14 protein-coding genes are annotated in these 14857 nt (G+C 31.4%); 5 read left to right on the top strand and 9 right to left on the bottom strand.

The features are described from left to right. Window positions 1-14 precede the first annotated feature (14 nt). The 4 genes from lodA (at window position 15) to BLV71_RS17580 (ending at window position 6366) form a co-directional block, all read left to right on the top strand. Entirely contained in the window at window positions 15-2147 is a 2133-nt protein-coding gene (gene lodA, locus BLV71_RS17595; protein WP_093871806.1) for a CTQ-dependent lysine 6-oxidase LodA, read from the top strand. Beyond that, complete coding sequence (lodB, locus tag BLV71_RS17590; protein ID WP_093871805.1) at window positions 2147-3253, top strand: lysine-epsilon-oxidase maturase LodB; 1107 nt, start codon at window positions 2147-2149, stop codon at window positions 3251-3253. The genes lodA and lodB overlap by 1 nt, the downstream gene beginning before the upstream one ends. 203 nt (window positions 3254-3456) lie before the next feature. Then, window positions 3457-4560 (top strand): hypothetical protein, encoded by a 1104-nt coding sequence (locus tag BLV71_RS17585; RefSeq protein ID WP_093871804.1) that lies wholly within the window; start codon window positions 3457-3459, stop codon window positions 4558-4560. A gap of 36 nt (window positions 4561-4596) precedes the next feature. Further along, window positions 4597-6366 carry an FAD-binding oxidoreductase gene (locus tag BLV71_RS17580; protein ID WP_093871803.1) on the top strand — a complete coding sequence of 590 codons (1770 nt, stop codon included), beginning with the start codon at window positions 4597-4599 and terminating at the stop codon, window positions 6364-6366. Window positions 6367-6613: 247 nt separating this feature from the next. Here the strand turns inward: BLV71_RS17580 and BLV71_RS17575 are convergent, their stop codons facing one another. The 4 genes from BLV71_RS17575 to BLV71_RS17560 all read right to left on the bottom strand — a co-directional run bounded on the left by BLV71_RS17575 (window position 6614) and on the right by BLV71_RS17560 (window position 11297). After that, window positions 6614-7483 (bottom strand): MBL fold metallo-hydrolase, encoded by an 870-nt coding sequence (locus tag BLV71_RS17575; protein ID WP_176974435.1) that lies wholly within the window; start codon window positions 7481-7483, stop codon window positions 6614-6616. A 10-nt stretch (window positions 7484-7493) separates the two neighbouring features. After that, window positions 7494-9182 carry a gamma-glutamyltransferase gene (gene ggt, locus BLV71_RS17570; RefSeq protein WP_093871801.1) on the bottom strand — a complete coding sequence of 563 codons (1689 nt, stop codon included), beginning with the start codon at window positions 9180-9182 and terminating at the stop codon, window positions 7494-7496. After that, on the bottom strand, window positions 9183-9767 hold the full coding sequence (locus tag BLV71_RS17565) for an acyl carrier protein phosphodiesterase (RefSeq protein WP_093871800.1): 585 nt from the start codon (window positions 9765-9767) through the stop codon (window positions 9183-9185). It abuts the gene before it with no gap. A 66-nt stretch (window positions 9768-9833) separates the two neighbouring features. Beyond that, on the bottom strand, window positions 9834-11297 hold the full coding sequence (locus tag BLV71_RS17560; protein ID WP_093871799.1) for an aminoacyl-histidine dipeptidase: 1464 nt from the start codon (window positions 11295-11297) through the stop codon (window positions 9834-9836). Between the two features lie 93 nt (window positions 11298-11390). On the opposite strand from BLV71_RS17560, the gene recR reads away from it, so the two are divergent. Further along, a complete protein-coding gene (gene recR, locus BLV71_RS17555) occupies window positions 11391-12008 on the top strand; it encodes a recombination mediator RecR (RefSeq protein ID WP_093871798.1) in 618 nt (205 codons plus the stop codon). 36 nt (window positions 12009-12044) lie between these two features. On the opposite strand, the gene BLV71_RS17550 is transcribed toward recR, so the two are convergent. From BLV71_RS17550 to BLV71_RS17530, 5 genes are all read right to left on the bottom strand, one after another. After that, entirely contained in the window at window positions 12045-12392 is a 348-nt protein-coding gene (locus BLV71_RS17550) for a hypothetical protein (protein WP_093871797.1), read from the bottom strand. A 151-nt stretch (window positions 12393-12543) separates the two neighbouring features. Further along, window positions 12544-12906 (bottom strand): hypothetical protein, encoded by a 363-nt coding sequence (locus BLV71_RS17545; RefSeq protein WP_143032812.1) that lies wholly within the window; start codon window positions 12904-12906, stop codon window positions 12544-12546. 114 nt (window positions 12907-13020) lie between these two features. Next, a complete protein-coding gene (locus BLV71_RS17540) occupies window positions 13021-13872 on the bottom strand; it encodes an IS3 family transposase (RefSeq protein WP_143032775.1) in 852 nt (283 codons plus the stop codon). Beyond that, complete coding sequence (locus tag BLV71_RS17535) at window positions 13872-14243, bottom strand: transposase (RefSeq protein ID WP_093871498.1); 372 nt, start codon at window positions 14241-14243, stop codon at window positions 13872-13874. Before BLV71_RS17535 ends, BLV71_RS17540 begins: the two co-directional genes overlap by 1 nt. A 195-nt stretch (window positions 14244-14438) precedes the next feature. Continuing rightward, window positions 14439-14801, bottom strand: coding sequence for a hypothetical protein (locus tag BLV71_RS17530; RefSeq protein ID WP_093871751.1), 363 nt, complete (start codon window positions 14799-14801; stop codon window positions 14439-14441). Between the last annotated feature and the right edge of the window lie 56 nt (window positions 14802-14857).

Below are 14857 nucleotides of genomic sequence, written 5' to 3'. Positions count from 1 at the left end.
TAAATACTAAAATTATGGAACTAAAAATTAGCCCTTCCGTAGGGGTTGCTCGATTAGGGAATAGTAGGAAGCAGTTTTGCCTTTCTCCTGATGAAATTGGTGGTCTTCCTTATGAAGCAGATGCATCTGGTAATAAATTAGGACCCATTAAAAATTTTAAAGATGACGAAAGTCAAGTAAGAAGGCAAGGGCAACTTTTTAAGGTGTTTGATGCTGATGGTAAAGAATTAACTGCTAACTCATCAAATGTTTCTTTAATGGAATGGACTGTGCATTTAGCAAATAAAAAAGCTGCTTGGTATCAGTACAGCGAATTAGAAGGAAACCTTCTTTATGGAGAAGAGAATAGTTATAAAAACCGAGGGGTAGAATTTAGAAACCCATCATTAAAAACAGAAAAAGAAAGGCAAACATTAATTATTGATCCAGGACCAAGAAGTGTGAGTGGACCTAATCAAGAGATTGGTTTCGATAAGAGCAATGTGCCTCCAGGGTATCCGTCTCAGTATCCACCTGAAGAAGTTACTTCTGGTACAGCAATTAAAACATTAGGTGATCTTAAAACTGATGATGACGGAAGATTAATTGTTTTAGGAGGGTATGGAAATGCAGGAGGAAATGAGCCTCTTACTAGTTATGGAGGGTCAAATACTTGGCATGATGATATTGCTGATGGTCCGGTTTATTGTAGCATTATTTTTAATGACGGTACACCACCTGCTACTCTAGAAGCATGGGTAATTGTTGGTTCTCCAGATTTTGCTCCAGAAATTGTAAATATTTCTAATTTGAGTGATAGTATGTTTGATGTTGGAGTACGTAGTTTTAATCTTGTGCCAGGTATGTGTCAACATGGTATATTTAATGCCTCGTATAAAGTGAATTATCAGAGAGATATTTTACCAATTATCAAACGATTTGCTAGCTATCAATGGGTAGCTAATGTACAATCAATGATTGCTTTTTCTTCAAATGTATTTGATTTTTCTGATCCTAGCGAAGAGAATAAGGCTAATAGAGAGAATTATTTTTCTTATTTCAGACGTCCAAATGATAAATTGAATTCAGTTCCTAATGAACCACAATCTCAGTTATTTAAAACTAATGGAGATGATTCTTTTCCAATGATGCCTTTAAATTCGGGAAGTAACTCGGTGAGTAATGAAACTATTGTGAAGTTTTTATCATTAAATGATACACAATATTTTATGCTTAAACAATGGGCAAATGGTAATTTTGAGAACAATCCAAATTATGAACCTTTTCCTATTAGTAAAGAAGATCAAGCAAGTGTAGGAAACTGTGTTGGTTTACCAATGTGTCCAGGTATTGAGGTAACTTGGAGTGTGCAAAATTCAAAAATATATGCAGCTCCTTTTGTAATTTCAAATCAAAAAGGTATTGGAGGATATAATACTATAGGTTTAACACCATCAAGAGATGAATGTGAAGGAGGCGGTTGTGAGCCAGGCGATTTAACAAAAAGAATGGCATGTCCTTGGCAAGCAGATTTTTTCCAATGTACTGTGCAGCCTGTTAATTTTACAAACCCAAATTTTAATAAAGATACAAGAGTAACAACTACAGAAGAAAAGACTGAAAATGTTTGGGTAGGTTCTAATACTGTTTTTAAAGACGATCAAACTATAGAAAAAGATCCAGTTAAAGAACCATTGCCACCTACTTATTATTCATATTGGTGGCCACCACAGAGTCCATGGGATGTATTAACTGGTGAAACAACATTAGAAGGTCAAATGCACTCTCATTTACCAGCTGGACAGCAAATGAATTATGCTCGTGGAATTAATAGTTTTGTTCAAATGGTTGAGCATTGGTCTTCCATGGCTTTTATTAGAAACACAAACTCTCAAGATAAAGGATTTCCTTATTTCACAGAAACAGAACGCACAAATGAATTATTTTCATTTGTAGAATATGGAGTAGGACAAGTAAGTGGTAATGGAGACGATAATGAAACTACAATTCCAGTATTTTATATAGAAGATGATTTAAAGCGTATTGGAGAAAAAAATGAAAGAGCAAAAAAATTAGTCTCTTTCCTTGAAAAACGTGCTTTTAAGAAAATAAGTGTAAGTAAAAATGGACTAGGCACGCCTCGTTCAGGAACAAGAATGAGACGCTAATGTCAAATGCTATAAAACATACCGATGTGCTTATTGTTGGTGGAGGTCCAAGTGGAGCCTCTGCCGCATTAAGTTTATTAAACTATTCTAAATGCGATGTTACCCTTATTGAGCAATCCGATTTTAATAAAACAAGAGTAGGTGAACATGTTTCTGCAAGTATTTTTGATTTAATAAACTATTTAAAATTAAATAAAAGTGATTTCGAGGAAAATAGTTTTATACCAGCATATGCTAGTAAATCTTATTGGGGAAGCGACAAGGTAAGCACTACGAATGCTATTTTTACTACTGATGAGGCTACTTTTCAATTAGATAGAGAAAAGTTTGATTTTAAATTAATAGAAACAGCTGCGGAAAGAGGAGCTACTATTTACCCCAGAACTAAGTGTTTAGATTATGAACAGTTAGAAGATAAAAGCTGGCGGGTATTTCTTAGTCATCCTACGGAAGGGAAATTTACAATCAAAGCTAATTATTTGGTAGATGCTTCAGGTAGGTCAGCTAATGTGTGTAGAAAAGTAGGAGGAAGTTCGAAAAAAGACGATTCACTTATGGGAGTAGGATTGTTTTTGGAATTGAATAATGTCTCTAAAAAGTTTGAACAAACATTAGAATCAGTAGACTTAGGTTGGTGGTATGCTGCTTGTTTGCCAGATAATAAAATGGTAATTACTTTTTTTTCTGATGCTGATATTATTTCTGAAAAAAAATTACATCAGCTTGACGTTTGGGAAAGTTTGTTACAAGAAACGAATCACATAAAGCATCTTCTCAATAATACTGAGGCTCTTTCAAATAAATTATGGGTCAGAAATGCTCATACGCAAATAAGCGATGTAAGAAATTTAGAAAATTTTATAGCGATTGGAGATGCAGCTGTTTCATTTGACCCAATTTCTTCAATGGGAATAGGTTTTTCTATTAGTTCAGCTTGTTTTGCTGCGAAATACATTGCTCATAAAATAGAAGAAGGTTCTTCATCAATTGACATATATCAAGAAGATATTTTAAAGAATTATAAACAGTATCATGATATAAAAAAAAGATACTACCAAGAAGAAAAACGATGGCCAAGGGCTGTTTTTTGGCAACGTAGAAATTAATAAAGTTTTTTTAAAAGATTAATAATCAGAGATAAAAATAATAATGAACAAGAACGTTTTGTTTTTACATCAAAAAATAAAGCACTCGCACCTGTTTAATATACGCTTAGAGAAGTTGGAAGAAAAGTAACGTTTTTAGTATTTAAATTAGAAAGTGAGAAATTAATATACCAGTCATTTAAAAAACTTAAAAATATAACACAATGGAAACTACATCTAAAGTAGAAAAGTCAACATCAGAAAATATACCAGCAGGTTGGATTGGAGGATTTTCAGCGTCAAATCCAGCTTTTGCATATCCAAATCCAGATCTAACATCATTACCAATGCCCGATAATATGTTGAATATTGATAAACTTCAACGCCAGCAAGCTGTAAAATGGCCAGAGTTTAGTTGGGAAACAGAAAAGGGACAACCAGACCCGAAACGATGTTACCAAATGTTTGCTCCTGATATTTCAAGAATTGGATATACAGATACAGGTAAAGTTTATTCTATTATTTGTCCTCAACAAGGTATTAGTTCACCTTCTTTAGGAACTTTAAATGTTGAGGTTACGGTTACTGGAACTAGAGGTTGGGTAAATGAAGATAATAAAGAGTTAGCTGCCGATATGGGAGTAGTTGGTAAAATTTGGTTCAGCCCAGGTGCAAAACAAAACTTTATAGTAAAACAATTGTGGGATCATTTTGAAAAAAGTTATTTACCTTTTCCTTCAAAAAAATCACAGGCAATAGTTGTTTTTACAAGTATAGTAGGGAATCCTGAACAACCAATATTCCCTTTAAGTAAAGGGCAAAGTACTGGTTTTCCTATCCCTGATTTTGCTAAACATGAAGAAGAAGCATGGACTGTTGGTAATTTAAATGTACAAATTGGAGCGATTAAAAAAACAGGATATCCAGTAGTAGATGAGTTTAATAAATTTATTATGGATATTTTCAATTTAGGCTCAGGAAATATGTTGCAGAAAGATAATATACTTACATGGAATGTATGGTTTACTCCACCTGAATTAGTTGATCAAGATGAATGGGCAAGTCACGCAAGGAAATGGAGAGAGTCTATTGATGCCGATCATGGTTCTCCTGAAGGTCCAGGTACAATTGCAAGATATTATGATGGAACACCTTTTAAAGTTGGGTTAAATACTCTAAAAAAAGATTTAGAAAATGAAATCATTAAAGTAACTGAGGAAACAATTAAAAAAGAAGAACATAATAAGTTGTTTAACTTTTTAGAAAATATAGAAGGAGAGGAAAAAGACAAAATTTTGAATAGTTTAAAAAAAAATATAAGAATATAATTAACTAAAAAAGAACTCAAATTATCCCCCAACTTTATGGAAAACGATATATATGCAATAGATAAGAATCAAGAAGTCATAGAAAAATTTAAAAATGCTTTTGATGATTGTCCTTTAAAACCTAATTTTTGGAGCCCTTCAGAAGAGGACTCTTATAATCAATTAAGAAAAGTTTTTAATCGAAGGTTTGATTTTATGCCTACCTTAATTATTCAACCTTATAATACAGAGCATGTAGCTATTGCTACAAAGTATGCTACGGATAATAATATACAAATTACAGTAAAATCTGGAGGGCATGATCATGAAGGTGAATGTGTAGCTACAGGAAAAGTATTAATTGATTTTGCTTTAATGAATAAAACAGATGTGTCTTTAAAAAATTACCCTCAAGATAAAGTTGAGGTGAGGCAAATAAGTATTCAACCAGGAGCAAAATTTAAAAATATAAAGGAAGTTTTAGATAAAGAACATTTAGGAATTCCACACGGAACATGTCAAAGTGTAGCCATCGCAGGGTATACGATGGGTGGTGGTTGGGGGCCTTGGACTCGTAAATATGGAATGGGATGTGAACGATTAATGGGAGCAACCATTGTTTTGGGTAATGGTACTGTGAAATATTTAGGAACGAGCGCTTTTTATAATAAAGAAAAAGTTAACGACTTTAATACAGAAGGAATGTGTAGTAGATTGTTGTGGGCAATTCGTGGAGGAGGCGGATTAAGCTATGGAATTGTAACAGAGTTTTTCTTTGAGCCTTTTGAACTACCTGAAATAGCTTCTAGTTTTCATATTTCTTATGATATGTTAGCTGTATTCAAAAAAATAAAAGCAACAGCAGTTATTGAAGCATGGGAAAGTATTACTTCACCAGGAAAAAATAACCAACTTATAGGAACGAACTTAAAAGTTGTTGCAAAACAGGTTTCATATAAAAATGAGGTATCTAAAGATGCAGTTTTGGATTGGACGCTAAATGGACATTTTGGAGGTACTCGTAAAGAGCTGAAAATTATGATGATTGAATGGGGAGGGTATTTAGTTGAATTAATAGAAAAGGACCCTGATTTTACTAAAGAAGAAAAATTAGAAATGACTATGTCTGTTATTGATGGGTTAAAGGTTAAATTTGATGAATTAACTAATGAAGCACATATTTCAACTTTTATTAAAGGAGTTACTAATGGATATCCTTATACTTTTGAATCATGGGATAGATATTCTGTTAGTGCAAAAGAAAATGGTTTGAGTTTAGAAACCGATTGCCCTGCTCCACATAAAATAACTTCAAGAATGCCTACTACTGACTGGAATAAAAAGAGTAGAGAACAGTTAGTTTGCTCTTTGCAGTCAACATTATTACAGGGAATAGAGAAAACAAATATTTCATCATATATTACTTTGGGTGCTATTCAGGGAAATTTTTATAAAACTAGTATAGCAAAAAGTCGATCTGCTTTAAAGTGTGCTTTTCCATATCAAGATAGAGCTTTTACGATTCAGTATCAAACATGGTGGGACATGCCTACACAAAGTAAAACCGATTGTAAATGTAAAATGGACTCCTATACTTTAGACAAAGTAATCCCAACACGATTCTATTCAAACAGAGCTTTAGATTGGATGGAAGAATGTCGTGATTATAAAATAAACGAAACTGATGGTTCTTTTATTAGTTTTAAAGACGCTTCAGTTCCAACTAAAAATTATTTTGTAGATAATTATGAAAAGTTAATGACTATAAAATTAGATTATAGTGAAGATAAAAAGTGCCTTTTTAAATCAAGAAAAACAATTTTATAAGTATTAACCGTTTTTTTAATGTTTCTAGTTTCATAAACAATTATTAAAACAAGTTAAAAAAGTATTATTGAATTTGGATAGGAATGTACGGGGGACTGTAAAATGTTTTTGATTCTTTTGAGGGGGCTCTTAAAAGTTAAATATAAAACAGGCTACACCTTTTTATGTACTTCCTATCCTTGTTTTAGAATTGAAGTTTTTTAATAAGTGTAGAATGTTAGAAAGATAGTAACTGATTAATTTTTAGTTATATAAAAATTCTAATAGATAAGTCATTGTTTTTATATAGGAGCGTATTATATCCTGAATACTTTTCTTTTACCCCAGTACATATACTTTCTTGAATACATTTTAAAAATTCTTGAAGGTCTTTTAGTTTATTAAAACTTACTTCAGGAGTACCGTGGGCACCAAATAATCTGTAATTGATATCTAAAATCGAAAGTAAATAATCAACACTTTCTTTATATTTCTTTATATCATCAACATTAAATAAAAATAGTTCCCCATTGTATAAGTAATCACCTAGAAAAGCAACTTTATCTGTGGTATCAATAATAGCTACTGATTCAGAAGTATGTCCTGGAATATTTATAATTTGAATTTTTTTGTTTCCTAAATCAATATCAGTTTTAATTGGTAACCATTCATTAACTGTAACGTTTTTAGGGTAATTACCAATGAATAAATCTTCACTAGTAAAAGAATATGTACTATTTACAACCTTTTGTTTTAAAAAGGGTACATCAGGAAAAGCTACCTTTTTAAACTCACCTATATTTTGATTATGATCAAAATGAAAATGAGAAAGTAGCAAAGTAATAGGAAGGGAAGTTAATTCTTTAAGTTTGTAAATCATTTTTGTACCATCTTGACCTGAATTTTCTCCGGATCCAGTGTCAAACATAATCGCTTTTTCATCTCCAACTATTAAATAACTTACATTTCTCTGAGAACTTTTGGGTTCAGCAATACTATATGTGTTTTTGGTAACTTTAGTAGTAGTATACCAGTTCTCTTTTATGGTATGTTGAGGAGTAGATGAATTCTCTGAATCACCGCAGGCAGCAAAAACAAATATTAAATTAATAAGTATAATAATCTTTTGTTTTCTCATTATACATTTTTTAAAACCCTTCAGCTTTATCATCTCCTCTTTGATCAGCACCTCCTTCTAATTTACCGTTAGGCAGTACTAAAATAGCATCTACTTTTCCAATAACAAGAGAGTTTTTTTCATTTAAATTGTAGCCAATTTGGTGTAATTTATTTTTAACTTCAGTTGAAAATCCATTTGGTTCCATTTTAATATCATCAGGAAACCATTGATGATGAAATCTTGGTTGATTTACTGCTTCTTGCATTCCCATTTTATATTCATGAACATTTAAAATAGTTTGTAAAACTGAGGTGATAATGGTAGATCCTCCTGGAGTTCCAACGACCATAAATAGATTTCCGTTTTTTTCTACGATAGTAGGTGTCATAGAGCTTAACATGCGCTTTTCAGGAACAATTTTATTGGCTTCAGCTCCTAACAAACCAAACATATTAGGTACACCTGGTTTGCTGCTAAAATCATCCATTTCATTGTTCAAGAAAAAACCTAGCTCTGAACAATATAATTTAGATCCATAGCCAGCATTAATTGTAGTAGTAACAGAAACAGCGTTCCCAAACTGATCAACAATAGAGTAATGAGTGGTTTCATTACTTTCAATTATTTCAATGTTACCATGTGAAATATCTTTGGAAGAAGTAGGTTTTTCAAATGAAAAGTTACTCATTCGTTTAGTTGCATATTTTTTACTTATTAACTCTTTTTGTGGAATAGAAACAAAATCAGGATCACCTAAAAAATAACTTCTGTCGGCATAAGCTCTTCGTTCAGCTTCTGTAATTAATTGAATTGATTTAGTTGAGTTATGTCCAAAGTTATGTAAATCATAAGGTTCAATACTATTCATGATTTGCGCTAAACAAATTCCACCACTTGAAGGTGGAGACATTGAAATAATTCGTAAATCATCATACTGAAAAGTAATTGGAGTTCGCCATTTAGCTTCATATTTAGCTAAATCTTCTTCTGTAATATAACCACCATTTTCTTGCAAAAAAGCAGCAAGTTTTTTTGCAGTTTCTCCTTTATAAAATTCATCTCTACCATTTTTTTGAATTCTAGTTAAAGTTTCTGCCAAAGCTTTATATTTTATAGTATCTCCTTTTTTCCATTCTCTTGTTAAATGAATACTATCTTTATTAGCTTTAAAAAAGTTAGAACGATGCTTTTGAAGTCTTTTTTCTTGTTTTTCGGTAACAATAACTCCATTTTTAGCTAATTCAATTACGGGTTGAATAATTTCTTTAATTGATAAAGAGCCAAATTTTCGATGAACTTCAAAAACACCAGCAACGGTTCCTGGTACACCTACAGCAGTAGCACCTAAAGTACTTTTGTTTTCAATAATTGCACCTAAAGAATCTAAATACATGTCTCTTTCAGAAGCTAATGGGGCTTTTTCTCTATAATCTAGAGCGCCAATTTCACCGGTGTTTTTCCTGTAAACCATAAAACCACCGCCTCCAATGTTTCCTGCATACGGATAAGAAACAGCTAAGGCTAGCTCAGTGGCAACCATTGCATCGAAAGCATTACCTCCTTTTTTTAAAATATCTACACCAATTTTAGAAGCTTCTTTCCTAGCAGAAACTACCATTGCTTTATCTGTTATTAAGCCAATTTTATTTTCCTTTTTAATAGTAGTTTTACAGTTGGTAATAAATATAAATAGAATTAAAATATATAAATTTTTCATTTAGATAGTCTTTAATTTTTCTGTGCAAAAAATTCGTAAGTCTTCAAAAAATAAGGTGAAGTCATCCTCAAATAAATGATAGTTAATTAACAAGTCTTCTGAAGCTAAATTCATTTGAGATTTTCCTTTTGTTCGTTTATTCATTCCATTTAAAACCTCTTGAATACCCTTAGCGAATTGATAGTTATATAACCAATTATATTTAATCATATAAGGAAGTAATTCTTGTGTTTTTTCAGGCAGAATTTCTATGTTTTCTTCTAGTAAATTATAGACAGATTTCACATAAATATTTAGAGGTATTTGTGAATATTTTTTCCAGTTAATAGCTAAAAAGTGATCGTAAAAAATATCTATAATAACACCATCATAATGTCCGTAACGTTCATGAAGTCTGCGTTTACTTTGTCTAACAATTTTATGAGTATCAGTAAAAGTATCTATTTCACGATGTAAAAATATGCCTTTTTGTATTTCTTCAGTGTAGTGAGAAAATTTATTTCCTCGAATATGATCGGCTATAAAGTTGCCAATCATGATGTTTTTTTTATTATTTGAAAGGTATAAATGAGCTAAAAAATTCATTTTATAAATGTAAACAAAAAAACCACAACTATAAAAGTTGTGGCTTTATAAAAAATGTTCTTACATTTAATTTCTAGCAGGAATATTTTTTAATATTTCTAGTAAAAAAGCCCAATACTTTTGAGTAGATGAAATTTGAGCGCGCTCATCTGGAGAGTGTGCACCTCTTATATTAGGACCAAAAGAAACCATGTCCATTTCAGGATAGTTCTGACCTAAAATACCACATTCTAAACCAGCGTGACAAGCAGCCACATGAGGTTTCTCATTATGTAGTTTTATGTATAAATCAGTAACTATTTTTAATATTTCAGAATTAACATTTGGCAACCATCCAGGGTAAGAACCAGAAAGTTCAACATCAAAACCTGCAAGTTCAAAAGTAGCACGTAAAGAGTTTGCTAAATCCCATTTATTAGTTTCTGAAGAAGAACGTGTTAAACATCCAATTTTAATAGCCCCATCTTTTACAATAACACGAGCTACATTATTTGATGTTTCTACTAAGTTTTCTATATCTGGACTCATTCTGTATACACCATTTAAAGAAGCATATACTGATTTAATAAGTCCTTCTTGTACTCCTAAATCCATAACGTTTTTAGGAGAAGTCACTTCTTTTAATTCAATAGAAAGGTTTTTCTCTAAACTAGAAAATTCAGCTTTAATATTATTAATAAGTTCGTTTAATTCATATAAAAATGGTTCTTTTGAAACACTGTCAATTACAACAGTAGCAAAACTTTCACGAGGAATAGCATTGCGTAAACTACCACCGTTAATTTCAGATACACGTAAGCCAAAGTTTGTAAAGCCATCAAATAATAATCTATTCATTATTTTATTAGCATTTCCTAAACCTTTATGAATATCCATTCCTGAATGACCACCATTTAAACCAGTAACAGAAATTTCAAAAGATGTTGTGTTTTCAGGAGTAGCTTCTTCAGTATAGTTTCTTGTAGCAGTGATGTCTACACCACCAGCACATCCCATACCAATTTCATCGTCTTCCTCGGTATCTAAGTTTAATAATATTTCACCTTTTAAAATACCACCTTCAAGCCCCATTGCACCTGTCATTCCAGTTTCTTCATCAATGGTAAATAAAGCTTCAATTGCAGGGTGAGCAATATCTGAAGAAGATAAAACAGCCATAATTGAAGCAACACCTAATCCATTATCAGCACCTAATGTAGTTCCGTCAGCTTTTACCCAGTCACCTTCAACAATCATTTTTATACCTTGAGTATCGAAATCGAAAACAGTATCTGCATTTTTTTGATGAACCATATCTAAATGGCTTTGCATAACGATTGTTTTTCTATTTTCCATTCCAGCAGAAGCAGGTTTACGAATAATTACATTACCTACATTATCAACCATGGTTTCAAGGTTTAATTTCTTCCCAAAATCAACCATAAATTGAATTACTCTTTCTTCTTTTTTAGAAGGACGTGGTACAGCGTTTAGATCAGAAAAATGATTCCAAACAGTTTTAGGTTCTAAGTTTCTTATCTCTGAATTCATTGTGAATTATTTGTTTAGTTTTAAAGCACGAAGATAGGTTTTTAATGTGAAATAAGATGGTGAAGCATCGTTGAAAAATTGTAAATTTGCCACATGGATTTTTCTTCAAAATTATTAGAAAATGCGGTAAATGAAGTAAGCAGATTACCAGGTATTGGTAAAAGAACTGCTTTACGATTAGTATTGCATTTATTAAAGCAACCTACTGAGAATACTAAATATTTAACTGAAGCATTAGCCTCATTAAGAAATGATGTAAAATCATGTAGAAAATGTCATAATATTTCAGATACAGTTTTGTGTGATATTTGTGCAAGTTCTAATAGAAATGCTGAAATTGTTTGTGTTGTTGAAGATATAAGAGATGTTATGGCTATTGAAAATACAGCTCAGTATAGAGGTTTGTATCATGTATTAGGAGGTAAAATATCACCTATTGAAGGAGTAGGACCTCAAAATTTACAGATAGAATCGTTAGTTGAAAAAGTAAAAGAAGGAGAGATTAAAGAGCTTATTTTTGCATTAAGTTCTACTATGGAAGGAGATACTACAAACTTTTATATTTATAAACAAATTGAAAAGTATGCTATTAAAACATCAACAATTGCAAGAGGTATTTCAGTGGGTGATGAATTAGAGTTTGCAGATGAAATTACCCTAGGGAGAAGTATTGTTAACCGTATACCTTTTGCGCAATCTTTAAAGAGTTAGGATTTTCATTTTTTTTGCAACTTTAAATAGTTATGCTTAATCATCAAGTAAAAGAAACGAGTTATATAGATGTTTATAATAGGTTTCAAAATCAATTGACGACTCATCAATTTTGTGATCTTTAAAAAAAGTCTTTGAATATCTTTCTAGTATTTTCCTGTTTTTTTCTATTTGAACAACATAACCCATGATTTTTGTATCATCTCTATCTACGTAGATTTTGTAAAAAATAGTCCCATTTTTTTGGAAAACTGTCAATTGATAATAATTTTCTTGGTCTTTATCATCATGTATAACAGATTCTCCGAATTGCAATTCGGCACCTGCATCTATTGGTCGAGTATCTAAATTAGAACGATAAAACTCGTAACACTTACTATTCATTACATTTCTTCCCTCAAATTCATCTTTTGAACACTTTTCGTAGATTCTCTGTATTCTAAAAAAAATTAATTGGGGATTTAATATTGAAGTGTTAAACCCGTTTTTCAGAAGCAAACCGAATGACCTTTGCCCGATCTTCGTTGAGGGTGATTTAAACTCCAATTTTGCATAAGCTTTTCCTCCTGTTATTTGTTCCTCTTATTACTTTAGATTGATCTGACAATCGTAATGATAGTTTTTTTAATTCCTCGTTTAAATATTGATTCTTTTGTCCTAACTCCTTATTTTCCTTAATCAATTCTTTGTTGTCATCAGTTTTCCCTGCGAGTTCAACACTGAGTTCAATGTTTTTTGCAGACTGTGATTCTATGGTTTTTCCTAATTCACTAACCTCATTTGATTTATTTTCTAGCTTTTTTTGGTTTGTTAACGACTGATTTCTATAATTAATAGTTAGAAATCCTGCTCCTAAAGTTCCAAGAACAACTATCGTTAAAACTATATATGCTTCCATTTTTTTATACATATTCTTTTAAGGTTAAAATAAATCTACCAAATGAAGAAAATCTTTGATGCTCAGCTTCAGTATGTCTAGTTCTGAAATATGGCTACAGGTTAAAATTGATTTTTAAGCTGATAATTTATATACCATATTAGGTGTTTTATAGTCTAAAGATAAGTGTAATCTTATTTCGTTGTATAAATTAATTGCATTTTTTGCCGCTCTCTTTGCGTGACTCACGTTATCAAAGGTTTGGTCGAGATAAAATTCATCTTTTAAAATTCCATTTACGCGCTCTGCCATTGCGTTTTCGTAACAATGATTTTCTTGGGTCATACTAATCTCTATCTTTTTTCTTTTAAGTATTTGTGTGTACAGATTACTACAATACTGTATTCCTCTATCCGAGTGATGAATGAGTTGTTTAATGTCTTTAGCTTGATAAATAGCCTTATTAAGAGCTCTTACACATCCTTTTAATTCTAAACTATCACTTAGGTCGTAACCTACTATTTTTCTAGAATGCATATCAGTTATTAAAGCCAAATAGCAAAACCCTTTTACGGTTCTAATGTATGTGATATCAGATACCCAAACTTGGTTATTTCTAGTAACTTCCAGGCCTTTTATGATGTTGTTATATTTATAAAAACGATGATAAGAGTTTGTGGTTCTAGCACTTGTTCTCCTTCTAAGGGTTAACATTTGATGTTTTCTAAGCACATTAAATAAAGTATCTCTACCAACTTTAATATTAGCTTTATTAAAATCTACATTTAACGATTTCACAAGTTTTCTTACACCTTCTCTAGGAAGGGATTTGCGTCTTTTTTTAACGATGTTAATAATCTGTTGTTCTATTTTTAAACGTTTATCAGCTCTAGATTTGTATTTATAATACGCGTCACGTTTATGTCCAAAACAATGGGTTATAGTCTTTAAAGAAGCAAATCCCTTAGCTTTTTCTTTAGCTTTAATTAAGGCTTTATACTTAACTTTTTTTTTAGATCAGCAATAGATTTGTAACCGAGATCTTCCGCCGCTACTTCAAGATAGGATTCTTCGATCATAGCATCCAGATCTTTTTTAAGTAGTAATTTTTTAAGCTGTTCTATTTCTTTTTGAAGCGCTTTAATTCTAGATATTTCGTCTTTAGTTTCCACTTTTACTCTGGTGTTCATTAAGTCTTTACGGTTGTATTTTTTAATCCACTCATTTACTGTTGTAGGAGCAATGGAATAGAGTTTACAAAGTTCGCTCTTTGTGTGTTTTCCGATGGTAAGTTCGGCTAAAATTTTTAATTTAAAAGGTTCGCTGTAACGTCTAATTACTTTGTCATTTTTGTACATAATGTTTAAAATTATGTAGCCTTATTTTAGGACGGGTCACAATTACTGCCAACGTTGTTGTATATGGTTTGTTGCGTGGTTTAAACACCTAATTTAGCAAATAAAAACCGAATAGAAAATCCGCGAGGATTTTCGTAAGTAGGCTAGAACTAGCAATAAATTATATACGGTGTTGTAAGTAGTTTTTTATTCAGATTACATTGCTCCAATCACAAACGGAACTTTGGAGTTTTCAGAATAATCTCTTGAAAAACCAGAATTTTTAGCTTTTAAAATCACTCCCGAACTTTTTGCGATTCCTTTAAAACCATCGTTACAATCTACTTCTAGATTCAAGTTTTTGATTTTTCCATTTTCGCTAAATTCGGTTTTTGAGAAGTCAACAGTTATGTTCTTTTCAGTTTTAAATTCAGATGCGATTTTCGTTAATTCGGTTTCGGTAGTATTTTCCGTAATTATTAAGAATACTTTTTCAGAGTCGGTTGAATATTTTGTTTCAGATTCCTTTGAACAGCTTATTATTAAAATTCCGACTAGGATTAAAATTATTTTTTTCATTGTTTATTTTTTCTATTAGTATCTTATTTCTTCTTTTTGTTACGGTTTTTCTCAAA

It is taken from the genome of Tenacibaculum sp. MAR_2010_89 (genome assembly GCF_900105985.1).
GTDB classification, from domain to species: domain Bacteria; phylum Bacteroidota; class Bacteroidia; order Flavobacteriales; family Flavobacteriaceae; genus Polaribacter; species Polaribacter halocynthiae.
The sequence above is the reverse complement of the archived record's forward strand: the minus strand, read 5'-3'. Positions and strand labels throughout refer to the sequence as shown.

What these genes read in the sequence shown, in the direction of transcription:
- lodA (WP_093871806.1), top strand. Translation starts at nt 15, where the DNA reads ATGGAACTAAAAATTAGCCCTTCCGTAGGGGTTGCTCGATTAGGGAAT.
- lodB (WP_093871805.1), top strand. Translation starts at nt 2,147, where the DNA reads ATGTCAAATGCTATAAAACATACCGATGTGCTTATTGTTGGTGGAGGT.
- BLV71_RS17585 (WP_093871804.1), top strand. Translation starts at nt 3,457, where the DNA reads ATGGAAACTACATCTAAAGTAGAAAAGTCAACATCAGAAAATATACCA.
- BLV71_RS17580 (WP_093871803.1), top strand. Translation starts at nt 4,597, where the DNA reads ATGGAAAACGATATATATGCAATAGATAAGAATCAAGAAGTCATAGAA.
- BLV71_RS17575 (WP_176974435.1), bottom strand. Translation starts at nt 7,483, where the DNA reads ATGAGAAAACAAAAGATTATTATACTTATTAATTTAATATTTGTTTTT.
- ggt (WP_093871801.1), bottom strand. Translation starts at nt 9,182, where the DNA reads ATGAAAAATTTATATATTTTAATTCTATTTATATTTATTACCAACTGT.
- BLV71_RS17565 (WP_093871800.1), bottom strand. Translation starts at nt 9,767, where the DNA reads ATGAATTTTTTAGCTCATTTATACCTTTCAAATAATAAAAAAAACATC.
- BLV71_RS17560 (WP_093871799.1), bottom strand. Translation starts at nt 11,297, where the DNA reads ATGAATTCAGAGATAAGAAACTTAGAACCTAAAACTGTTTGGAATCAT.
- recR (WP_093871798.1), top strand. Translation starts at nt 11,391, where the DNA reads ATGGATTTTTCTTCAAAATTATTAGAAAATGCGGTAAATGAAGTAAGC.
- BLV71_RS17550 (WP_093871797.1), bottom strand. Translation starts at nt 12,392, where the DNA reads ATGAATAGTAAGTGTTACGAGTTTTATCGTTCTAATTTAGATACTCGA.
- BLV71_RS17545 (WP_143032812.1), bottom strand. Translation starts at nt 12,906, where the DNA reads ATGGAAGCATATATAGTTTTAACGATAGTTGTTCTTGGAACTTTAGGA.
- BLV71_RS17535 (WP_093871498.1), bottom strand. Translation starts at nt 14,243, where the DNA reads ATGTACAAAAATGACAAAGTAATTAGACGTTACAGCGAACCTTTTAAA.
- BLV71_RS17530 (WP_093871751.1), bottom strand. Translation starts at nt 14,801, where the DNA reads ATGAAAAAAATAATTTTAATCCTAGTCGGAATTTTAATAATAAGCTGT.